A 21,265-nucleotide genomic window follows, 5' to 3' on the forward strand; every position below is an offset into this window, starting at 1 on the left:
ACTGCCAATCGGCGGGGTCGGAATATGCATGGTGCTTTACTATAAGGAAATCTGCCCGGTGCCGATGTAGGCAAAACGCGGATTTTGAGGGTAAAGCCGGCTTTGCACACCGTCGCAGCGTCGCCAGCCTGACGCCCCCGATATACACCCCCTCACCCGAAAGGAAGACCTTGAAATTCAAAATGGCTGAAAAGTCGCTTTTTGCCATCCTGCTGCGCTCGCCATGGTGGATCAGCTTTGCCATCGCCGTCGCCTTCGGGCTGGCCTCCAAGGCCCTGCTGCCCGCGCAGTATTTTGTCTTTGGCGCCCTCGGCGGCCTGCCCTTTGCCGTGATCGGCGTGATCGCCGCCTGGAAGCAGTTCAGCGCACCCAGCACCGCCCATGTCGAGGGCACGCTGGCGCAGCTGGAGGCCATGACCTGGCGCGATTTCTCGGCCGCCGTCGAGCAGGCCTTTGTCCGCGAGGGATACGCGGTGCGGCGCCTCGACGGCGCGGTGGCGGATTTCGTCCTGGTCAAGGCCGGCCACACCACGCTGGTCGGCTGCAAGCGCTGGAAAGCCGCCCACCTGGGCATCGAGCCTTTCCAGGGTCTGCAGGCCGCGCTGGGCGCCCATCAGGCCGACAGCGCCCTGTGCATCGCCACCGGACAGGTGACGGAGAAGGCGCGCCAGTTTGCGGCCGAGCACCAGATCCGCGTTTTGCAGGGCACCGAACTGGCCCAGCTGCTCAAGCCGGTGCTGGCGAAAACCGCTAGTACTGCAGCACGGAAGTAGCGAAACAAGATGAAAGTGATGACTTCGTGCCCAGGGCAAGGCGCAAACCGCAGCGAAGGCTGTGCGCCTTCGCAAGGATTGCAACGCCGCCATGGGTGCGAAGGCGCGCTTTCATGTGTCGATATTTTCGGGTTGCAGTACTAGAGCCTGAGCCCGGATTTGCTCCTGTTTCGCTCCTGTTTTTATAGCTACCTGCGCAGGTGCTTATTGGGCTAGAGGCCTTTTTCGCTATAAGACCCCAGCCAGCCGGGTTCAGCGCTGCCGCACGGCCTTCATCACCGGGTAGGCGCTGGCCATCCACAGGTACATCAGCGCGCCGGCCAGCAAGGCCGCCGCGGCGATTTCCAGCGACAGCGTGAAACCCTCGCCCAGGCTGCGGCTGTGCCGAAGCAACACGGCGACCAGCGGCGGGCCGGCGATCTGGCCGATGCCGTACATGGCGGTCAGCAGGCCCATGTAACTGGCAGCCGCGGCCGGCCGCAGCCGCCGCACCTCCTGCATGGCAAAAAAGGTGATGGCGGTGAACGGAATGCCCAGCAGCAGGCTGCCGATGGCGAAACCGGCGAGGTTGGGGCTGAACACGCTGGCCGCGATGCCCAGCGCCTGCACCGTGTAGGCGCCGGCCAGCAGGTAGCGGAAGTCGCCGGTGGCCGGAATGCGGGTGGCCAGCAAGGCGCCGGTCACCACGCCGAGGCCGAAGATGGGCCAGAAAAAATCGATCCAGACCGAGCCCGGCATGGCTTCGCGCGCGATCACCGGCAAAAAAGTTGCGGTGATGATGTAGCCAAAACCGGCCAGCCCGTAAGCCAGGGCCAGCAGCAGCATCTGCCTCCTGCCGGCCGGCGCATGGCTGGTGGCTGGCGTGCTGGGCACTGCGTTGGCCGCACTGCCGCCCTGCCCTTGCCCCCGCTCCTGGAAAGTGCGCCACACGGCGGCCGTCAACACCGCGGCGAGTACGCCGAAAATCAGCCAGCCGGTAGCAGCCTTCCACTGCAGCGCGACCATGGCGCTGGCAAACAACCCGCTCAGGGCGATGCCCGCGCCCGGGCCGGCGTACATGATGCCGCCCAATGCCGGCGCATCCAGCCGGGCCAGCTGCGCCAGGCACCAGCCCGAGGTGTAGACAAACACCAGCGCACTGGCCACACCGGCCGCAAAACGCAGCAGCGGCCAGACGGCCGGCAGGTGCAGGGCCATGCCCAGCGTCAGCAGCGTGGTGGCGACCAGGCCCGCACGCACCCAGCTCGAGGCGGCGACGGCCGGCAGGAAACGCAGGTGTTTCCAGATCCAGGGCTGGAAGGTGCACAGCAACGCGCCGACAAGGTAACCGAGGTAATTGGCGCTGGCCAGCCAGCTGGCCGACGGCAGGTCGATCACGCCGTCGCTGAGCATCATGGGCAGCAGCGGCGTGAAAGCAAACCGGCCTATGCCCATGGCCGCGGCCAGCGACAACATGCCGGCGATGGCAATCGCCCAGCGACTCACGGGCGCCCGGCTCAAGGCTTGCTGCCTGCGGCCGGGTTTTGCGTCAGCGCAATGCGGCGGCGCAGGCGCGCGGCCGCCTCCGAATCACTGCCCTTTTCCGCGAGCTGCAGCTGCACGCCCAGCCAGGCCAGCAGCGGCCTGCGCCAGCCCTGGCCGGAAGCCGTGTCCACCGCCTGCTGCAGCACCGCCGGACTGGCACGGCCGGCGCGAAACATCACGCCGGCGGCGACCAGTTGCGACAGCGGGTCGCTCATGGCTTTCAGCGCTGCCGCATCGGCACCGGCGGCGGCCGCGGCACGTTGCGGTGCAGGCAACAAGGCCACGTCCTGCGGCTGCAGCCGGCCGGCGAGGTAGTCGGCATAGGCGCGTTCGGCGGCCGGTGCGTCCGGTCGCAAAACCTCAAACCCGGCACAGGGTTCCAGCACCAGGCTGGCCACGCGGCTGGCACAACGCAGCAGCTCGGCCCGCGCCATCAGGTCGCTGCGGCCGGTGCTGGAGAGTTCGCTGCGCACGCGCGCGAACTCCTGCGCCTCGACGCGCGAATTGCCTTCGAGGTAGGCGGCAACCGCGCGTTCCATCGCGGTCTTGGCCTCCATCTGCCAGTCGGGGGCCTTGGGTCCGCTGCTGCAGGCCGCCAGCAGCGAGAGGGCCAGCACGGACAGGACAAGTGAAAAGAGTCTCATGGCAGCTTGATCTCCGTGTCGCGGGCAAACGGCCACTTGCGGTTGATCTCGTTGATCAGGCCATCCACCTTGCGCAAGCTGGACTCGACCTCCCCGCGCAGCGCCCCCAGGTCGTCGGTGGCGGCCCGGGCGTTGGCGCCCACGGCCTGGGCTTCGACGAGCACCGCGTCGACTTTTTTCAGGCTGGTGCGCGCTTCGCCGAGCAGGGTGTTGAGCTGCACCACCGTGGCCCGCGCTTCGGGCATCACGCCCTTGGCGCCGAACACCTGGGTGTCGGTCTTGGCCGCCAGGCTGTCAAGTTTGGTCAGCAAGGCGTTGGTGCGGTCCAGCGTGGCAATCAGCTTTTTAGCCTCGGCGTCGTTGCCCAGCAACACGCTCAATGCGCCGCCCGGGCCGTTGAGCCTGTCCGTCAGTTTCTGGACGTTGGCGAGGCTGGCACCTATCGCGCCGCCACTGCTCGTCAGGCTGTTGAGGTTTTCAATCAGGTCCTTGGCGGCGGCCACCAGCTTGGGCACTTCGGCGCCGGCGTCGCCGCGCAGCACTTCGCGCACCGCGCCGTCCGGCAGCAGCGGGTCCTTGAGCATGCCGGTGTAGGCGCGGATGTTGGTGCTGCCCACCAGCCCGCGCACCAGGGTGAACACACTGGACGTGCGCAGCCAATGCGCGTCCTTGGTCGGCACATCCACGATGATGCGGGCCTTGCCGTCTTCAGCCAGCTCGATGCGGCGCACGCGGCCAATCGGAAAACCCGAAAACGTCATGTCCATGCCGACCACCACGCCTTCGGAGTCGTCGGACAACAACACCAGTTTCTGGGTGCTCTCAAAGGCGCCGCGCGCATACAACACGTAAAGCGCCGAGCCCACCACCAGCGCCGCCATGAAGACCAGCAGCATCAACGCCTTGAACTCGAGGTTGGCAACCGGCGGCATGGCCACGCTGCTGCCGGGCGGCGGCTCCGGCGGCGCAGGCGGGGATGGGGGTGGCAGGGGTTCGCTCATGACTTGAAAGGAATGGAGGATCCGGACGGAATGTTGGGGATGTTGGTTAGTAGTAGTTGCCCACGAGAGACACCACCTCGATGATCAGGATGACTGCAAACATGCGCACCAGCATGCGCAGTTCGGCACTGGCGCGAAAACGCAGCTCGGCCGTGTCGTACAGGGCCGACGCCATCGGAATCAGCGACACGGCCAGGCTGAAAAACAGGGTTTTCAGCACGAAGATCAGGGTCACGTCGGGGTTGAACACCTGGCCGAAAAGCCGGGTGTACACCGCCACGCCCGATAGCGTGAAACCGTAACTGGCCAGGTAGGCCATCACCAGCGCCACCACGCAGCTCAGCGCGGCCAGCGTGATGGTGGCAAAAATGCCGGCCGTCACACGTGGCAGCACCTCCTGACGAACCGGGTCCAGGCCGCGCTGCTGCATGGCCTGTAGCTCCCCACGCTGGCGCAGCAGCGACAGCTCCACCCCGCTCGCAATCGCACAGCGCAGGGCCACGAACATGGCGGCCGTCAGCGGAATCAGTTCCAGCACCAGCACGCGAATGACGACCTGCAAGGCGTACTGCGACAGGCCGTAACTGAGCGCGGTGACGATGACGATGCGCGTGATGACCACGGTGATCAACGCACACATCAGCGTGAAACCCAGCAGATTGGGCGCGGTGTTGAGATAGATGTGGCGCGCCAGCGACCGGCGGTTGTCGCGGGCGTAACTCGACGGCGACAGGGCCAGCACCAGGATCAGCGCGCCGAGATGGATCAGGCGCCACCAGCCCACCAGCCAGTTCCGCGCCCTGTGGTTCAGTTCTGCCATCGTGCCGCGCCGACCAGCCAAGGGAGTCATTGGGCCATGATACTGCGCACTGCGTACATCAGGCGAGCGGCCCCGCTTCGAGCGGGAGCGATCCGTTGGGAATGCCTGCGGACAGGTTGAGCGCCTGCGCGCAGCGCGCCACCTCGTCGCGCTCCCCCTGCCACAAGGCGCTGAGGTAGGCCCGGTAGGCCGGGTGCCAGTCGCCGGCTTCTTCCAGCCTGTCCAGCGCACCGCCGGCGGAGATCAGGCTCTGCAGATGCGCCGCCACCTCGGTGGCCAGGGTGCAGGCGGTGTTGATGACCCGATCGGCATCTTCGTCCTGGGGCGTCAACGCGGTGATCCCGAACAGGGAAAAGACCTGTGCCAGCATGGCCTCGGAAGCGGCGTCGAAAACCTCCTCGCCGGTGGCCGGGTCCAGCGTTCTTTCGGCGGGAAAGGCGGCCTGCCCGGCGGCCGCCAGCAGTTGCTCGCGAAACAGTGCACTCATGCGTGTGGTCTTCCATGTCCGTGATTCGCAGCCGGAACGGCGGCGATGGCCGAAAGTTTAGGGCATGCGGGGCGTGACTGCTGGTGCCCCGACCGGTGGGCCCAGCAAGGCACGGCAGTAAGCCAGGAAGTCATCCATCTCGCTGGCCTTGTCGAAGACTGCGTCGGCCCGCAGGGCCAGGCATTTGCGGCGCACCTCCTGGCTCAACTGGCTGCTCAACACCACCACCCGCTGGTCCTCCCGGCGTGTGATGCACCAGTTGAGCGCCCCGACGCCGCTGCCCTGCCGCAGGTACAGGTCGACCACCGCAAGATCCCAGGCGCTGTCATGGGACGAGAGCCAGTTGGTTGCGGAGACTTCGTTGTCGGCATAAAACAGCACCTCCACCCCGGGTATCTCCTGGAGCGCGTCAACCAGCAGGTTTCGCAGGGCCATCTCGTCCTCGATCACGAAGACTCTGAGGGACCGCGATGCGCCCTTGTCGCCGGCATCGTCCACCCCGGTCACGCGGGACACCGGTGTACTGGCGCGCGGCAGTAGGGTGATGTGCTGGACATGAGCAATTGTGACCATCAGGCCTCGATCCATGCTGAAAAAATCAGTGTAAGTTGGCGTCGAGCGGCTGCAATTGATCCAGCACAAGACTGTCCGGCAGGGTCCTAGCCAGCCGGGGACACCCGGACGTCGATGTAGATATCTTCCAGCGCACCGGTGTAACCCTCGAAAGCGAGCAGCCGCGCTGCAGCTTCCGCACGCTCCCAGCGCACGATGGCCTGCTTTTCTTCCAGTGAGAGATCCGTCTCCGTCGCCTCGTCCTCGCGGGTCTTGGCCTGCACCCAGGCGCGGCGCGCCTGCGCCACCTGCTCCGGACTGCCGAGCTGATGGACCAGGGCTCGGTCATACCGCTGCTCGATGAGGCGGCATTGTTCCTCGGGAAATTCCGTGTTGTCCACCAACCGTATGAGGTAACTCATCGCATCCTCGTTTCCCGGGAAGCTGCAGGGACGTTCATTCATCACGGCAGGCCCGTTGCCGCCGTTTGCACAACACCCAGTGTTTGAATTTAAATGCATTGTCCAGGGCGTGCACTGATACCCCTGTCAACTCTGACAGGGGTGGCGGGTAAACACGGAGAGTTTCCGCAGGCTACAGAACGACCGGGTTTTCAGCAGGTGCCGCGCTTCGTGCGCGGTCCTGGCCTGGCCACCGATCAGCCGGGGCGTGGCCAAACTAACCGGAAAGCCTGCGCTTTGAAGTAAAAATGGTCTCCAGCCCTCATGGGATGGGCGCAAACAGCTATGCTATTCATAGCAATGAAGTGACGCTGCGGCGCAGCGTCAGCGTCAGGGCGCCGGGCAGTTCGCCATCAGCTCCCCGAGCCTCACCGCTGCGCCCGGTGCCCAGTCCGGGTTGAAGTGGCACGGTCCCTTGGGAAACAGCATCACCACGGTGGAGCCGAGTAAAAAGCGGCCCATTTCGTCACCTTGCGCGAGTTCCACCGGTGCTTGCCCGTCGTAGCGCCACTCACGGACCTCTTTCGTCCGGGGCGGGTTGACCACGCCATGCCAGACCGTGGCCATGCTGCCGACAATGGTGGCGCCCACCAGCACCAGCACAAACGGCCCGCGCGCCGACTCGAAAACGCAGACCACGCGTTCGTTGCGCGCAAACAGCCCGGGCACGCCGCGCGCCGTGGCCGGGTTGACCGAAAACAGCTCACCCGGTACGTAAATCATGCGCTGCAGGCGCCCGCCCGTGGGCATGTGGATGCGGTGGTAGTCCTTGGGGCTGAGGTAAATCGTGGCGAAACTGCCGCCTTCGAACTGCGCGGCCAGCGCGCGGTCGCCGCCGACCAGGGCGGTGGTCGAGTAGTGATGCCCCTTGGCCTGGAAAATCCGGTCGCCCTCGATCGCGCCGAACTGGCTGATTGCACCGTCCACCGGACAGATCAGGTCGGCAGCGGCCAGCGGCCGTACGCCCGGCTTGAGCGCACGCGTGAAAAATTCGTTGAAGGTCGGGTAGCTGCCGATGTCGGGGTTGGCGGCCTCGCCCATGTTCACGCCGTATTTGCCGACAAACCAGCGGATGATGCGTGTCGTGACCGCCCCGCCCCGCATGGAGGCAATGTGGCTGCCGAATTCCGTCAGTGCCTGCTTGGGCAGGAGGTATTGCAAAAATACTTCAAATCGTTCGGACACGCGGGCTCACTGTGGTCTGGAGAAGCGCCCATTCTATAGAGGCAGGCCCTGCATCAGCCCGGTTGCAGCCGCAGCAGGCGGCCGCGCGGGCTGTCGGTCAGCACATAAAGCAGGCCGTCCGGGCCCTGCCGCACATCGCGAATGCGTTCACCGCCGCCCTCGAGCAGCTTGTGTTCGCGCACGACCCGGCCCTTGAAGGGCGCGCTCAATTCGATGCGGTTGAGGTAGCCGAACTTCAGCGACCCGACAAACAGGTTGCCCTGCCAGGCCGGGCCGTAACGCCCGCTCGTCAGAAACACCATGCCCGACGGCGCAATCGACGGCACCCAGTAATGCAGCGGCTGCTCCATGCCGGCCCTGGCAGTGATGCCCTCGCCCGTCTTGCCGCCGCCGTAGTTTTCGCCGTAGGTGATGACCGGCCAGCCATAGTTGCGGCCGGGCTGCGGCAGGTTGATTTCATCGCCGCCCTGCGGGCCGTGCTCGTGGGTCCAGTAGCTGCCGTCGGGCGCCAGGGTTGCGCCCTGCATGTTGCGGTGGCCATAACTCCAGATTTCCGGCAAGGCACCCGTCCGCCCGACAAAGGGGTTGTCTTTCGGAACGCTGCCGTCCTTGTTGATGCGGACCACCTTGCCGTGGTGGTTGTCGAGTTTTTGCGCGTCCTGCATGCGCGAATAGCGGTCGCCCAGGGTCAGGAACAAGGTGCCGTCGGGCTTGCCGTCCTGGTGGGCTTCGACGATGCGGCAGCCAAAATGCGCGCTGCTGGAAAGCTTCGGTTTCTGGCTGAAAAGCACCTGCACGTCTTCGAGCCGGCTGTTGTCAGCGGCCAGGGTGGCACGGGCCAGCGCCGTGCTGTTGCCGCCGCCCGAGGCGGCCGGCTCGGAAAAGCAGATGTAGATCCTGCGGTTGGCAGCAAAACCGGCATCCGTGATGACATCGAGCAGCCCACCCTGTCCGCCGGCGTCGATGGCGGGCAGACCAGCCACGGGCGGCCCGAGCCTGCCATCGGCCTCCACCACACGCAGGCGGCCTGGCCTTTCCGTGACCAGGAAGCGGCCCTGCGGCAAAAATGCGAGGGCCCAGGGGTTTTGAAGGCCCGTGGCGACGGCCTCCGGTCGCACGGTCTGCGCCTGCGCCCCTGCACCGGAAAATGCTACTAAAACAGTAGCACAAAAGGCAAGAGAGATAAGGGGTAGGTGCATATTTCACTCCTTGATTCGGGCAAAAGATCCGCGCGACGGATAGTGCCGGGCCTTGCGGCAATATGCCACTATCGCCTTGCCTGTACACGCCTGCGGGTTTCCCCGAACAAGGAGCGACTTTTCAGTTCTCAAAAGCGCTCATTGTCGTAAATCGTTACAAATCAATGGCTTACCGTCGCAATCTAGAAAAAACTTTAGCTTGACGTAGGACTTGTCCTTCAGTACTCTAGCGCCCATGCGTACCCCCCTGCTCCTCACCTGCCTTCTGCTAGCTGCCACCGCGCAGGCGGCACCCGGCCATTCCGGTGACGACATGGACAAATTCCTCGCTGACAAGGGCCTGCTCAACCGGATCGACCAGGTGCGGCAGTCGGTCAGCCACAAGGCCTCCGAACTGGTGGTCAACGCCATGGGATTCCTGGGCGTGCCTTACCGGCGCGGCGGCAACACGGCCGAGTCCGGGGTGGATTGCAGCGGTTTTGTGAAAGCCATCTACGAGCAGACCGTGGGCCTGGTCTTGCCACGGCGCGCCGAGCAGCAGGCTGCCGCCACACAGAACATCGACAAAAATGAGCTGCAACCCGGCGACCTGGTGTTTTTCAACACCATGAAGCGGGCATTCAGCCATGTCGGCATTTATGTCGGCGAAGGCAAATTCATCCATGCGCCCAAGCCCGGTGCCCAGGTGCGGGTTGAAAGCCTGAGCGTCGCTTACTGGGCCCGCCGCTTCGACGGTGCGCGCCGCGTCCAGGGCACCGCCCAGGCCAACGCGTCCGGCGAATAAGCGGCCGGCCGGCCACGTCCGGCTTCTCGCTCTTCTTCGCCCTTCTCTTCTTCTCTTTCCCGTCTTTCTTCCTGCCTGCCCTGCTTCGGCAGACCGGCCTCAATCGGCCTTGACGCCGGCCCCCCGGATCACCTTCGCCCATTGGGTCGTTTCCAGCGCAATAAACGCATCGGACCCCTCTTCATTCCGGGCCACAGTCCATGCAGCGGCCACCGGGTTTGCCCCGAAAAAGGACGCGGCTGAGCCCGGGCTGACACCTGCACGACGCTCGCTGCTGCGCAAGGCAGAATGCGGCGCAAGATGGCCCCATCCGGTATCCTTCCAAAGCCACCACGTTCAGGAGCTTCCATGACTATCCAGCGGTCCCGTTCGGGCCTTCTCGCTGCCCTCGCCGGGCTTGGCGCCCTGCTGCTGACATCCGGGCTGGCGTTTGGCTGTATCACCGATCGCCCCGCACGCGCCCAGATCCTGGTCAACATGGACCCCTGGAAGCGACAGGCCGTCGATACCGACACCCCCGTGGAACACACGCTGCATGCGGGAGACCTCGTGACCGTGCTGCTGCCGGCCAAGGCAGTCGTCACCGCCATCGAGGCCCCGGGCGTCGCTGAACCCGCCCTGGTGGCACTTGAAGAAACGCGTTACCTCGCCCTGTCTGACCAGGGCGGCGGCGTCGCTTTTCCCGATGTGCGGGTTGCCAAACTCACGCTGCCCAGCGGACCCGGCACCGGCATCCGCCGCTTCGGCGCAGCCCACGCGGGCCGTGTGTATCTGCGCGTCAGCCACGCCGGGCGCATCCAGTGGGTCCGTCTGGACATCACCACGGCTGTCGAGGTCCCGCGGGGTAAAGTGGTCATGGGAAATGAGGCCACCGCCGTCGCCAGACAGCCGCTAGGCGTGGGCGGCTACGACACTCTGGAACTCGAATTACCCGGACAACCCGGCGACGGCTGGTCGGTCACCCCGGCGCAAGACGTCGGCTTCCAGCTCGTGTCGATCGACAGCGTCCCCGCCTTGACGCCGCAGGCCGGCGCAGAGTCTGCTCCCCGGGTCAGGCTGCGCTTCGTCAAGGCCTCGCTGACCAACGGCAGCCCTGGTTTTGAGCTCAGGCTTGACGTGAAAAACCGGTCCAGCCAGTACAACTTCACGATCCACCGGCAGGCAACGCCGACCTGTTAGGGGTTTCTTTTCCCAGTTGTCCGTTTCGCAGCCTCTGTCCGGTCCCGGTCCGGCCGGTGGCGTTGGCGCACTTCGGCAGAACAAACCTTGTTTTTCAGCCTGGCACGCTCCCAGCAACGCTCACTGGCCTGCCCCGCGCTGTTGTCCAGGCAGGCACGCAGCAGCGCCGAGGCCATGCGATGGCAAGTTTCAAACTCATTCGGCGTGGGCGAGGCAAAAGCCAGCGGCAGGCAGCAGCTTCCCAGGAGAAGCAGGCCCCGACACGCCTGAATCATCGTCGCTCTCATCTGTTATTCCCCGGTAAAACCAGCATCAAGGGATTTTCCCGATTAGTTTCAAGGCTGATATCCTTGCTTCGCAGCAACCCTCTTTAACGGACTTTGCTTCCCAAGCCCCTACCTTATTACGCTGGCTGCACGGCAGGAAGTTTGCTGCACAGCGCAAAGCCCCGAACGGGGTGATGGACTGAATCAATTACCACAATCACAAAAGATTGCAATCGACGTTGGGCTATGTCAGCTCGCTGACGTTCGAGAAAAATCCAGACCGCGAAGCGCCGGCCTGTGCGGCACGAGGCGCGGGAACAGGCCTGGCCGGGCGGTGCATCGCTCAATCAGCCATGTCCCACACATCACTTGTGCACAGACTTTTATACATGTAGTCGATGCGGTCCCAATCCCAGCTCGACTTGATCGTTTTCCCCCAAAACGTCGTCAATGTCCGTCCGTGGGAAATCGCCCTATTGATCAGATCGATCTGGGCATGGCACAACTCGACAATCAGTTCAGCTGAATACGGTTCGCCGTTGCGCAATGTGCCGGTGATCAGCGCGAACGGATTGATGTTCTTCAGGTACCAGCCGCAGAACATGACCAATGCCCGCTTGTGATCATCCCCGCCCTTCCAGTTAAGGCGCCGTCTTGCCGTGGATTCTTCGTGGGTGTCCTGATGCAACATAAGGACGCCCCATTTTTCCTTCTGGGCAAAAAAATTGATCATGTTGTCGGAGTAGAGCCGGGTTTCATTGCCCTGCTTATGGAACACGTCAATCACGTATTCCGAATACAGGAACATTTCAATAGCGATGCGCAGATCATTCGGATCAAGCACGCTTTTTTTCCAGCCGTAGTGCGCTTCGATGGCTTTTTGCACGTCACTCGCGAAGCCGCGAATGACCGCATTCATGAACAGGTGCTGGTTTTTTTCCTGCCCCCGCACGATTTGGCCGGATTTACGGAGGTACGCCTGTTTGTGCGCTTCCAACTTGTTCCCGGAATCGACGAAATCTTCACCAAAAATCCTGTCCAGCACATGTTTCGTGGCGTCTTGCATCAGTGTCAGCGTGGCGGCGGACAACGCGGTTGCAATGGCGGCGACGTGCGCCACCTTGGAAAGGTGCGACAGATCCATCAGGACTGTGCCGTTTTCATATTGCTCCAGCCTTTCGGCGAACAGACGGACGGCAAGTGGCTTGTCATCGCCTTTGAGGGGTGCGTACTTGCTTGTTGGATCGTAGTTATCGCTCCTGAAAATGCCGACCACTTTGGACGCCACCTTGCCGACAACGCTGAGCGGCGGCGGCGCCGCGCTCAGGGCATCAAGAACAGTCGAGATCAACTTCAGCCTGTCACCGGTCTTTTTGCTGTCTTTCGCCACCGTGTCGTCGAAATTCCTGTACGCGACCATGATTGCGGTGTTCAGGGTCGTATAGTTGAACAGCAGCCAATGGGCATTTTGGTCTATGGCGTTCTCAATACCCCTTCTCGCCTCTGACCAGGCTGTGGATATTGCTGCGTTGTTGTCGAAGCTCTTGGCGACGAGCTCACGATTACTGCTGCGTATGTTGGTCCGCACCTGCTGCATCGCACCTATCAGTTTTGTTTTTAGCACTTCGCGGGCAGCATCATCGAATTGTCGGGTTGTCAGGCTGACAGGGGCATTGGTTCGCAACTGCGGCTGCGCAGTCAACCTGACTTGATCTACCGGGACGGGCACTATTGGCCGGGCGGCTGCCGCGGCCCGGACGGCAGCAATGGCGTCGTAGACACCCTTGACGCGCTTGATGAGTTCCGAGTTTCCCGATCCGCCGGCGGAGAATTGGGCTTTGATGTCCTTTTCGATGCCTCCGTATATACCGGCGACGCTCTTGACCTGGACTGCGGTGAGGAAATTCAATGCGCGGAACAGGTTTCTGCTGTCCCGGTTTTCATTGTTGCTTTCGCTAAAACGCCCAAATTCGAGGATGGATTTTGCGTCGCTATGGTCCCAGCTGTCGAACTCCACTTCGAGGTCCCTGATACCGTCCTGGGGGATACTCGCACTTAGAAAACCGAGTTTCACTTTTTGCCAGGCTGCGCTCAGGTCAACAGAATTCTTGTTCATGGTGTAAAGATTTCTACGCTTGAAGTTCCGTCACTATATTTTACATTTGTGATAGGTGGTTACAAAACAAGCCGTGCCATGGCATCCGGATAAGCCTTGGCGCCGACGGTTTTGGTCTTGAGCATGATGTTGTCGAAACGCGGGGCGTTCATCTTCTGCCAGACCTTGACGAGGTCGCGGTCGGCGCCCTGCATCAGGCCATCGAGCATTTCGGCCGCCGGCGCCCAGGCAGAAAGGTTCATCGATCATGCCCGCGTTCGCGGCGTCGAGCCCCAATACCAGAACCTGACCTCACCGCGCGAGGATTGCACCAGCCACTGGGTCACCGAGTAGCGGCAAGGACGTCGCCACGGCTGTGGGTGCTGTGGTGGGCGCTCTGGCTTGGCCCAGCGCGCCACAGACGGCCGCGTCCTGGCGGTAGACACGGCGCAAGTCGGAGGCCGCCCCGCCTGGCGCGTAAAAGTAGTCTCGGCGCAGGGCGAAGTCAGGGTGATCCCCATTGATGTCGCCAGCGTGAACGATACTGCTGGCCTCGACGCGGCTGACGCGAGAAGACACAGCCTGACTCAGGACCAGTGCCTTGTTAGACATGATGGTGATCAAAATGACGAGGCGGCAAAGAATTGAGTGCCGGAGGATTGATATCCGTGATGCCCGAGCACACCCTGTTCCCTCTTGATCTCAGCCCGCTGTCCGGTTACGCCCAATGTGAATCCAAGACGGTTTGCGATTGCGCCTATGACGTTCTTGCGAAGGTGCACGTTCTGCTGGAGTTCCTGTCTGCCAAGCTGAAGGACGCGGATTGGCAGAAACTGAATTGACGGAGAGCTTGCGGGCCTACGACGCCGGCGCGATGTCGGTCCACCAGCCTTCAGGCGGGTGGATCTCGGCGATGAAATCGGTGAACGCCCTGAGCCTGGACATCTGGTAGCGGTTGCGCAGGTAGACCACGTGCACAGGCGAGGCCAGCGCCACATGGTCCACCAGCACGGGCTGCAGCCGGCCTTGGCGCACCAGTTCATAGACCAGCGGGTCGGGGACCTGGGCGATACCCAGGCCCGCGACCGCGGCGTTGGCCGCGGCCTCCAACGATGACACACTGAGCCGGCCGGCTGGCGCGTGCATCTGGCGCCGGCCTTCGCGCTCGAACACCCAGTCGGCCGTCCGGCCGGTGGTGGGCGAAACGAAGCCGATGCATTCATGCGAGTGCAGCGCTTCGGGCGAGCCCGGCAGGCCGCGCTCGGCGACGTAGGAAGCGCTGGCGCACGTCACCCAGTGCAGCGTGGCAATCGGGCGCGCCACCAGGTTCGCGTCCGGCTCCACGGACGAGGCGCGAACGGCGCAATCGACACCTTCCTCCACAAGGTTGACGGCTCGATCGGTGATCATCAGATCCAGCGCCAAGCGCGGGTAACGGGCGAAAAAACGAGGCAACGCAGGGTAGAGCACGTGCTGCGCAAAGCCATGCGCCAGCGAAACGCGCAATCGTCCTTGCGGCGCCGCCTTGGCCTGCGACAGGTCTTCCTGCACTTCACGCAGTTCGTCAAGCACGCGTTGGCACACCTCGTAGTAGCGGCGACCCTCTTCCGTAGCGCTCACCCGCCGCGTGGTGCGGTGAAGCAGCCGGGCGCCCACCTCGCGCTCCAGTTGCGCGACGCCATAAGTGACCGTGGACGGCGCGACCGAAAGGCCCTCAGCCACCCGGACGAACGATCCCTGCTCCACCACACGGACAAACATGCGGATGCAATTGAAGTGGTCCATTGGAATTATTCTATTGCTTCGAATACTAAATTCGAAATTGCGCCGTTTATTGATTATTTATCGAAGATTATGCTTCAGGCTCTTTCAATCAAGGAAACAACATGAGCCCAAAAAGAAGCGTACGGCGCGGCGCAACGCGTGCCCATTGGATCTTGGCAGCGACTTTGTGCGCTTTGGAACCGGCTGCCGCGCAGGCCGGCAACAACGATGAGATTCTGCGCGGGCGCTACCTTGTGGAAACCACAGGCTGCAACGACTGCCACACGCCCGGCTACGCTGCCAAGGACGGCAAGGTCGACGAAAAGCTCTGGCTCACGGGCGACGCCGTGGGCTGGGCCGGGCCCTGGGGCACCACCTATGCCACCAACTTGCGGTTGCTGATGGCCGGCATGACCCGCCAGCAATGGCTGGTACACGCCCGCAGCATGAAGCCCCGGCCCCCCATGCCCTGGTTCAACCTTCGCGCAATGACCGACGCCGACCTCCAGGCCATCCATGCCTACATCCTTTCGCTGGGCCCTGCGGGCGCGCCCGCCCCGGCGTCCCTGCCACCCGGCCGCAAAGCTGCGGGCCCGGTTGTGCAATTCCCCGAGTGAGAACGACACCATGACCATCAATATCCACTGCCATCCCGCCTCAACGGCCAGCCGCGCCGTCATGCTGTTCGCCGCCGAAAGCGGCATCGCGTGCAACCTGGAAACCATCGACATCTTCAGCGGCCAGCACATGGGCGCCTCGTATGCGGCCGTCAATCCGAATCGCCTGATCCCGCTGCTGGAGCATGGCGGTTTCCGCCTGACCGAAAGCTCGGCCATCCTCAGATATCTGGCCGACACGGCCGCTTCGCCCAGCTACCCCGGTGGCCTGCACGAACGGGCACGGGTCAACGAGCGGCTGGACTGGTTCAACACCCAGCTCAATCGCGACCTGGTCTACGGCTTCGTGTACCCGCAGATCTTTCCGCAGCACAAGCGCGAAAGCGACGCGGCCCAGCAAGCCACCCTGGCGTGGCACGCGTCCCGCGCCAGACAGTGGCTGGACGTGCTGGATGGCCACTTCCTCGGTGAGAGCAACGCGTATGTCTGCGGCCAGTCCATCACCCTGGCCGACTACCTCGGCGCCCCCATGGTCGCCATCGGGGAGGCGGCCAGACTGGACTACGCGCCTTACCCCAACATCCGTCGGTGGCTGGCTACGATGAAGCAGTTGCCCAACTGGGCCCCGGTGTTTGCAGCCATCGACGGCTACGCCGCCTCGCTGGCATCGCACCGGTTCCAGCCGCTATGACGCCGCCGCGCGAACCGGTGATCCGGAAGCTGCACCACAGCGCCCTGCGGTGCAGCGACTCGGAGAGAACCCGGCAGTTCTACGAAGGCTTCCTCGGCCTGCCTCTGGCCGCCTCGCTGGACCTGAGCGAAACGGCGACGGGGCGCGCCGTGCGCGTGCTGCATACCTTCTACCGGCTGGGCGATGGGTCCTTCCTGGCCTTCTTCGAGGTGCCTGGCGCCCCCTTCGAGTTCAAGGCCCAACACGACTTCGACCTGCACATCGCGCTGGAAGTGAATGCAACGGACCTGGAGGCCATGCTCGCCAAGGGAAAGTCCTTGGGCGTGGACACCCGAGGGATCTCCGAGCACCAGTTCATCCGCTCGGCGTACTTTCGCGATCCCGATGGCTATGTGGTGGAGCTGGCAGCGAAGCGGGCAGGGCATGACGCGGCGCTGGACCCGGCCGCGAACGGCGCGCGCGAAGTGCTGGACCGGTGGCAGGCTCAGAAGGATTCAACGGCGTAGCAACACGTCGCCTGGCTGCCTTTGCGGGCGGCACACTGCGCGACGCGCCATCGAGACGCTGTTCGTCGAGGAGGACGACAAGATGATCAACCCGCCCGGCGTGAAAGGCATGGGTGAACTGGGCACGGTCGGCATCCTGCGGCGATTGCCAAAAGGACTTTGCTGCAAGTAGCGCATCTTCTGCATCAAGCAGCGAGGCTTGTTTGCCCGCGTGAACCACCTTGTTGCGTTCGGCTAGTAGACGTTCGCGAATAAACCGCCAAAGATCCACCTGCTCTTTTGAGTTTGACGCTGCCCATCCATCCATGGCCAAAGGTGAGCGGGCGCAATCGAGCAACCGGACAGCAAGAAGCCCGAACCGGTAAGGGCTCGGGCTTTGCAGGGTATCGTGGGCGCTTGGTCTACTTGCGTGCCGGCGGCAGATCCGTACAGCTGCCGTGCGCCACTTCCGCCGCCATGCCCATGCTTTCGCCGAGGGTCGGGTGCGGGTGAATGGTCTTGCCGATGTCCACTGCGTCGGCGCCCATTTCGATGGCCAACGCGATTTCGCCGATCATGTCGCCGGCGTGTGTGCCGACGATGCCGCCACCGAGAATCTTGCCGTGGCCATGCGCTTCGGGGCTGTCATCAAACAGCAGCTTGGTGAAACCTTCGTCGCGGCCATTGGCAATGGCCCGGCCGGAGGCGTTCCATGGGAACAATCCTTTCCTGACCTTGATGCCCTGCGCCTTGGCCTGGTCTTCGGTCAGGCCGACCCAGGCGATTTCAGGGTCGGTGTAGGCCACGCTGGGAATCACGCGGGCATTGAAGGCAGCACTGGCCAGTTCCTTGTTGCCCTGCAACTCGCCGGCAATCACTTCAGCGGCCACATGGCCTTCGTGCACTGCCTTGTGCGCCAGCATGGGCTGGCCGACGATGTCGCCGATCGCAAAGATGTGCGGCACGTTGGTACGCATCTGGATATCGACCGGGATGAAGCCGCGGTCGGTCACGGAAACACCGGCCTTGTCGGCCGCAATCTTCTTGCCGTTCGGCGTGCGGCCCACGGCCTGCAGCACCAGGTCGTAGGTTTGCGGCGCCGAGACCGCCCCTCCCGGCTCAGCACTTTCAAACGTCACCTCGATGCCCTTGGCAGTCGCCTTGGCGCCGACGGTTTTGGTCTTGAGCATGATGTTGTCGAAACGCGGGGCGTTCATCTTCTGCCAGACCTTGACCAGGTCGCGGTCGGCGCCCTGCATCAGCCCATCCATCATTTCCACCACGTCCAGGCGCGCACCCAACGTGGAATACACCGTGCCCATCTCCAGGCCAATGATGCCGCCGCCGAGAATCAACATGCGTTTGGGAACTTCCTTCAGCGCCAGGGCGCCGGTTGAATCGACCACACGCGGGTCTTCAGGCATGAAAGGCAGGCGCACCGCCTGCGAGCCGGCCGCGATGATGCAGTTCCTGAACGCAATCGTCTGCTTCTTGCCGGTTTTGTCCTGAGCGCCACCGGAGGTTTCTTCCACCTCCACATGGTTGGCGCCGACGAAGGCGCCATAACCGCGCACCACCGTCACCTTGCGCATTTTGGCCATCGCGCTGAGACCCCCCGTCAGCTTGCCCACGACTTTTTCCTTGTGGGTGCGCAGCTTGGCGATGTCGAGCACCGGCTCGCCGAAGCTCACGCCCAGGCTGTCGAAATGTTTGACCTCGTCCATCACCGCGGCCACATGCAGCAGCGCCTTGGACGGGATGCAGCCGACGTTCAGGCAGACGCCGCCCAGGGTGGCGTAACGCTCGACGATGATGACTTTCAGGCCGAGGTCGGCGGCGCGGAAAGCGGCCGAATAACCGCCGGGTCCGGCGCCCAGCACCAGCAGGTCGCAGTCCAGGTCGGCTTTGCCGCCAAAGCTGGCGGCAGCTGGCGCAGGTACGGGTGCTGGCGCCGCTACCTTTTCAGGAGCTGCCGGCGCAGATACAGCGGTGGTTACAGCCTTTTTTGTCTCTGAGATGGGGGCAGCGACACCTTCGGCGTCCAGCGTCAGCACGACCGTTCCTTGCTTGACCTTGTCGCCCAGCTTGACCTTGAGTTCCTTGACGACGCCGGCATGGCTGGACGGAATCTCCATCGAGGCCTTGTCGCTTTCCACGGTCAGCAGGCTCTGGTCGGCCGCGATGCTGTCGCCGGGCTTGACCAGCAGTTCGATCACGGTGACCTCGTCGAAGTCCCCGATGTCGGGAACGGTAATGTCTATCAATGCCATGTCTCTTGTCTCCGTTTGATGCGTCGGCTTATTTTTTCAGCTTGACGGTGAACAGTTCCACCGGGCCGCCGGAGTTCTTGTCGAACTCGCAGCCCGCGTGCACGCCGGCCAGGGCCACCTCGCGCGCCGTTTTCGCCTTGCCCCAGGTGGCATGCATGGCCCCCAGTGCAAAGCTGCGCCCCGAGCCGATGGCCCAGAACTCCTTGAACTCAAACACCTCACGGTAGCTGTAGAGCCCGTAAATACCGGTGGCGTTGGCAATCAGCGCGCTGAACTGGCTCGACTCGTAGGGGTCGTTGTCGTCTTCCTTGGTCTGCAGGAAAAAGGTGTCTTTCAGCACGGGATGCAGCTTGTGGAAGGTGTCGAACACCTCGTCCTTGCTGCCCAGCCGGAGCTGGTCCTTGGGCAATGCCGCCATGGCCTTGCGCAGCACCGGAAAATGCGCCGCCGTGCCGGCCATGCCGATGTAGCTGCCGCCAGCCGGTGTCTCGACCCTGAAGATCTTCTCGTTGGCCTCGAAGCGGCTGCCCAGGCGCGTATCGCCGAAGGTGATCAGCGCATCGGTGGCGATCACCGCCTGCCCGGCTTTCCTGACGGCAACCAGCGTCGTCATAGCGGCCGCAGCGCGGGGGCACGCTCTTTGCCAACCGGGGCCGCGGAACCGGCTTTGCCGGGCCGCAGGCGCAGCGCCCCCTCGGGGGGCAGCGACGTACACGAAGTGACGAGCGTGGGGGTCAAAGCAATACCCGGCGGAAGTCACCCAGGATCTGGCCCAGGTAGGCGTTGAAACGCGCGGCCGAGGCGCCGTCGATGACGCGGTGGTCCCAGCTCAGGGACAGCGGCAACATCAGGCGCGGCTGGAAGGCCTGGCCGTCCCACACCGGCGCGGTGCTCGACTTGCAGACGCCGAGGATGGCGACTTCCGGCGCGTTGATGATGGGCGTGAAATAACGCCCGCCTATGCCGCCCAGCGACGAGATGGTGAAACACGCGCCCTGCATGTCGGCCGGGCTGAGTTTGCCGTCACGCGCCTTTTTCGCCAGTTCGCCCATTTCCTGCGAGATCTGCACCACGCCCTTCTTGTCGGCATCCTTGATGACAGGCACAACCAGGCCGTTGGGCGTGTCGGCGGCGAACGCCACGTTGTAATACTGCTTGAGCACCAGCTGGTCGCCATCCAGCGAGGCATTGAACTCGGGGAATTTCTTCAGCGCCGCGACCGAGGCCTTGATCAGGAAAGCCAGCATAGTGATTTTGATGCCGGCCTTTTCGTTTTCCTTGTTCATCAGCACGCGGAAGGCTTCCAGTTCGGTGATGTCCGCATCGTCGTGGTTGCAGACGTGCGGAATCATGACCCAGTTGCGGTGCAGGTTGGCGCCGCTGATCTTCTTGATGCGGGACATGTCCTTGCGCTCGACCGGGCCGAACTTCGTGAAGTCCACCTTGGGCCAGGGCAGCAGATCCAGGCCCGCGCCGCCGCCGGACGGGGCCGGGGCTTTGGAGGCCTGCGCCTGGGTGCGTGCTTCGCCGGCCATCACGGCCTTGGTGAAACCCTGCACGTCGTCCAGCGTGATGCGGCCTTTGGGGCCACTGCCCTTGACCTCCCCCAGCGGAACGCCCAGTTCACGCGCGAACTTGCGCACCGAGGGCGAGGCATGCGGCAGGTTGCCCGTGGGTGCAGCCGGTTCGTGCGCCGGCAAGGCTACCGGCGCCACGGCGGCTGGCGCCGGCGCGCTGGCCCGGCTGGCAGCGGGCGCCGCAGCTGCTGCAGCGGGTGCCGCTGCCGGCGCCGGTGCTGGTGCCGAAGCAGCAGCGGCAGGAGCCGCCACGCCTTCCAGAATGGCGAGCAGGTCGCCAATGTTGATCTTGTCGCCGAGCTTGACCTTGAGTTCCCGGATCACGCCCGACACCGAGGACGGAATTTCCATCGAGGCCTTGTCGGACTCCACGGTCACCAGCGACTGCTCGGCTTTGACCATGTCGCCGACCTTGACCAGCACCTCGATGACGGCCACGTCCTTGAAGTCGCCGATGTCCGGCACACGGACCTCGACCGGCCCGGCGGCGGTGGCAGCCGGCGCGGCCGTGGACGCTCCTGAATCAATAGCTGCCGGCGCAGGTGCAGCGGGGGCTGGGGCCTTATTTTGTTCTGCAACGGGAGTCGCAGCGGGTGCCGCGGTCGCAGCAGCGCCCTCGCCTTCGAGCACCAGCACGACGGAGCCTTGCTTGACCTTGTCGCCCAGCTTGACCCTGACTTCCTTGACCACGCCGGCCTGGCTCGAGGGAATTTCCATCGAGGCCTTGTCCGATTCGACCGTGATCAGCGACTGCTCCGCCTTGACGGTGTCACCCGGCTTGACCAGCAGCTCGATGACCGTCACCTCGTCAAAGTCCCCGATGTCGGGAACCTGTATGTCTACCAATGCCATGTTCTTGTCTCCAGTTCGTCCGTATTTTTCTGCGCGTGA

The 21,265-nt window shown here is 63.6% G+C and carries 23 protein-coding genes; 7 read left to right on the forward strand and 16 right to left on the reverse strand.

What is annotated here, in order from left to right; all coding sequences use genetic code 11:
* The first annotated feature begins 170 nt into the window (after positions 1-170).
* A complete protein-coding gene (locus B7X65_RS01445) occupies positions 171-773 on the forward strand; it encodes a restriction endonuclease (protein WP_293592210.1) in 603 nt (200 codons plus the stop codon).
* A gap of 252 nt (positions 774-1,025) precedes the next feature.
* Here B7X65_RS01445 and B7X65_RS01450 read toward each other — a convergent pair whose 3' ends face one another.
* The 9 genes from B7X65_RS01450 to B7X65_RS01490 form a co-directional block, all read right to left on the reverse strand.
* Positions 1,026-2,228, reverse strand: coding sequence for a YbfB/YjiJ family MFS transporter (locus tag B7X65_RS01450; protein ID WP_293592445.1), 1,203 nt, complete (start codon positions 2,226-2,228; stop codon positions 1,026-1,028).
* Between the two features lie 41 nt (positions 2,229-2,269).
* Positions 2,270-2,941, reverse strand: coding sequence for a hypothetical protein (locus tag B7X65_RS01455; protein WP_293592211.1), 672 nt, complete (start codon positions 2,939-2,941; stop codon positions 2,270-2,272).
* Positions 2,938-3,942, reverse strand: coding sequence for a mammalian cell entry protein (locus B7X65_RS01460; RefSeq protein WP_293592212.1), 1,005 nt, complete (start codon positions 3,940-3,942; stop codon positions 2,938-2,940). Before B7X65_RS01460 ends, B7X65_RS01455 begins: the two co-directional genes overlap by 4 nt.
* A 46-nt stretch (positions 3,943-3,988) precedes the next feature.
* Positions 3,989-4,792, reverse strand: a complete 804-nt coding sequence (locus B7X65_RS01465) for an ABC transporter permease (protein ID WP_293592213.1) — start codon at positions 4,790-4,792, stop codon at positions 3,989-3,991.
* Between the two features lie 28 nt (positions 4,793-4,820).
* The gene (locus tag B7X65_RS01470; RefSeq protein WP_293592214.1) at positions 4,821-5,249 is read right to left on the reverse strand and encodes a hypothetical protein; all 429 of its coding nucleotides are present in this window, start codon (positions 5,247-5,249) and stop codon (positions 4,821-4,823) included.
* 57 nt (positions 5,250-5,306) lie between these two features.
* Positions 5,307-5,822 (reverse strand): response regulator, encoded by a 516-nt coding sequence (locus tag B7X65_RS01475; RefSeq protein WP_293592215.1) that lies wholly within the window; start codon positions 5,820-5,822, stop codon positions 5,307-5,309.
* Between the two features lie 86 nt (positions 5,823-5,908).
* The gene (locus B7X65_RS01480) at positions 5,909-6,223 is read right to left on the reverse strand and encodes a hypothetical protein (protein WP_293592216.1); all 315 of its coding nucleotides are present in this window, start codon (positions 6,221-6,223) and stop codon (positions 5,909-5,911) included.
* 369 nt (positions 6,224-6,592) lie between these two features.
* Positions 6,593-7,447: an archaetidylserine decarboxylase gene (asd, locus tag B7X65_RS01485; protein WP_293592217.1), complete on the reverse strand. Its 855-nt coding sequence runs from the start codon at positions 7,445-7,447 to the stop codon at positions 6,593-6,595.
* Between the two features lie 53 nt (positions 7,448-7,500).
* Positions 7,501-8,646 (reverse strand): PQQ-dependent sugar dehydrogenase, encoded by a 1,146-nt coding sequence (locus B7X65_RS01490; RefSeq protein WP_293592218.1) that lies wholly within the window; start codon positions 8,644-8,646, stop codon positions 7,501-7,503.
* Positions 8,647-8,881: 235 nt separating this feature from the next.
* Here B7X65_RS01490 and B7X65_RS01495 point away from each other — a divergent pair, with 235 nt between their 5' ends.
* Both B7X65_RS01495 and B7X65_RS01500 read left to right on the forward strand, forming a co-directional pair.
* The gene (locus B7X65_RS01495; RefSeq protein WP_293592219.1) at positions 8,882-9,430 is read left to right on the forward strand and encodes a C40 family peptidase; all 549 of its coding nucleotides are present in this window, start codon (positions 8,882-8,884) and stop codon (positions 9,428-9,430) included.
* A 348-nt stretch (positions 9,431-9,778) separates the two neighbouring features.
* Positions 9,779-10,609 (forward strand): hypothetical protein, encoded by an 831-nt coding sequence (locus B7X65_RS01500; protein WP_293592220.1) that lies wholly within the window; start codon positions 9,779-9,781, stop codon positions 10,607-10,609.
* 609 nt (positions 10,610-11,218) lie between these two features.
* Here B7X65_RS01500 and B7X65_RS01505 read toward each other — a convergent pair.
* From B7X65_RS01505 to B7X65_RS01515, 3 genes are read right to left on the reverse strand one after another with little or no spacing between them, the layout of a single operon-like run.
* Entirely contained in the window at positions 11,219-12,991 is a 1,773-nt protein-coding gene (locus B7X65_RS01505) for a hypothetical protein (RefSeq protein ID WP_293592221.1), read from the reverse strand.
* A 59-nt stretch (positions 12,992-13,050) separates the two neighbouring features.
* Positions 13,051-13,233, reverse strand: a complete 183-nt coding sequence (locus B7X65_RS01510) for a hypothetical protein (RefSeq protein ID WP_293592222.1) — start codon at positions 13,231-13,233, stop codon at positions 13,051-13,053.
* 49 nt (positions 13,234-13,282) lie between these two features.
* The gene (locus B7X65_RS01515) at positions 13,283-13,582 is read right to left on the reverse strand and encodes a hypothetical protein (RefSeq protein ID WP_293592223.1); all 300 of its coding nucleotides are present in this window, start codon (positions 13,580-13,582) and stop codon (positions 13,283-13,285) included.
* A 59-nt stretch (positions 13,583-13,641) separates the two neighbouring features.
* Here B7X65_RS01515 and B7X65_RS01520 point away from each other — a divergent pair, with 59 nt between their 5' ends.
* Positions 13,642-13,812, forward strand: a complete 171-nt coding sequence (locus B7X65_RS01520) for a hypothetical protein (protein ID WP_293592224.1) — start codon at positions 13,642-13,644, stop codon at positions 13,810-13,812.
* A 16-nt stretch (positions 13,813-13,828) separates the two neighbouring features.
* On the opposite strand, the gene B7X65_RS01525 is transcribed toward B7X65_RS01520, so the two are convergent.
* Positions 13,829-14,755 carry a LysR family transcriptional regulator gene (locus tag B7X65_RS01525; protein ID WP_293592225.1) on the reverse strand — a complete coding sequence of 309 codons (927 nt, stop codon included), beginning with the start codon at positions 14,753-14,755 and terminating at the stop codon, positions 13,829-13,831.
* Between the two features lie 101 nt (positions 14,756-14,856).
* Here B7X65_RS01525 and B7X65_RS01530 point away from each other — a divergent pair, with 101 nt between their 5' ends.
* From B7X65_RS01530 to B7X65_RS01540, 3 genes are read left to right on the forward strand one after another with little or no spacing between them, the layout of a single operon-like run.
* Positions 14,857-15,351 (forward strand): c-type cytochrome, encoded by a 495-nt coding sequence (locus B7X65_RS01530; protein ID WP_293592226.1) that lies wholly within the window; start codon positions 14,857-14,859, stop codon positions 15,349-15,351.
* 10 nt (positions 15,352-15,361) lie between these two features.
* Positions 15,362-16,042, forward strand: coding sequence for a glutathione S-transferase family protein (locus tag B7X65_RS01535; protein ID WP_293592227.1), 681 nt, complete (start codon positions 15,362-15,364; stop codon positions 16,040-16,042).
* The gene (locus B7X65_RS01540) at positions 16,039-16,548 is read left to right on the forward strand and encodes a VOC family protein (RefSeq protein ID WP_293592228.1); all 510 of its coding nucleotides are present in this window, start codon (positions 16,039-16,041) and stop codon (positions 16,546-16,548) included. The genes B7X65_RS01535 and B7X65_RS01540 overlap by 4 nt, the downstream gene beginning before the upstream one ends.
* 401 nt (positions 16,549-16,949) lie before the next feature.
* Here the strand turns inward: B7X65_RS01540 and lpdA are convergent, their stop codons facing one another.
* From lpdA to aceF, 3 genes are all read right to left on the reverse strand, one after another.
* Positions 16,950-18,797 (reverse strand): dihydrolipoyl dehydrogenase, encoded by a 1,848-nt coding sequence (gene lpdA, locus B7X65_RS01545; protein ID WP_293592229.1) that lies wholly within the window; start codon positions 18,795-18,797, stop codon positions 16,950-16,952.
* Between the two features lie 28 nt (positions 18,798-18,825).
* A complete protein-coding gene (locus tag B7X65_RS01550; RefSeq protein ID WP_293592230.1) occupies positions 18,826-19,410 on the reverse strand; it encodes an MFS transporter in 585 nt (194 codons plus the stop codon).
* Positions 19,411-19,531: 121 nt separating this feature from the next.
* Complete coding sequence (gene aceF / locus B7X65_RS01555; RefSeq protein ID WP_293592231.1) at positions 19,532-21,226, reverse strand: dihydrolipoyllysine-residue acetyltransferase; 1,695 nt, start codon at positions 21,224-21,226, stop codon at positions 19,532-19,534.
* Positions 21,227-21,265 lie beyond the last annotated feature (39 nt).

The sequence above is a fragment of the Polaromonas sp. 39-63-25 genome (assembly GCF_002278925.1).
In the GTDB taxonomy this organism is placed as follows: domain Bacteria; phylum Pseudomonadota; class Gammaproteobacteria; order Burkholderiales; family Burkholderiaceae_C; genus Polaromonas.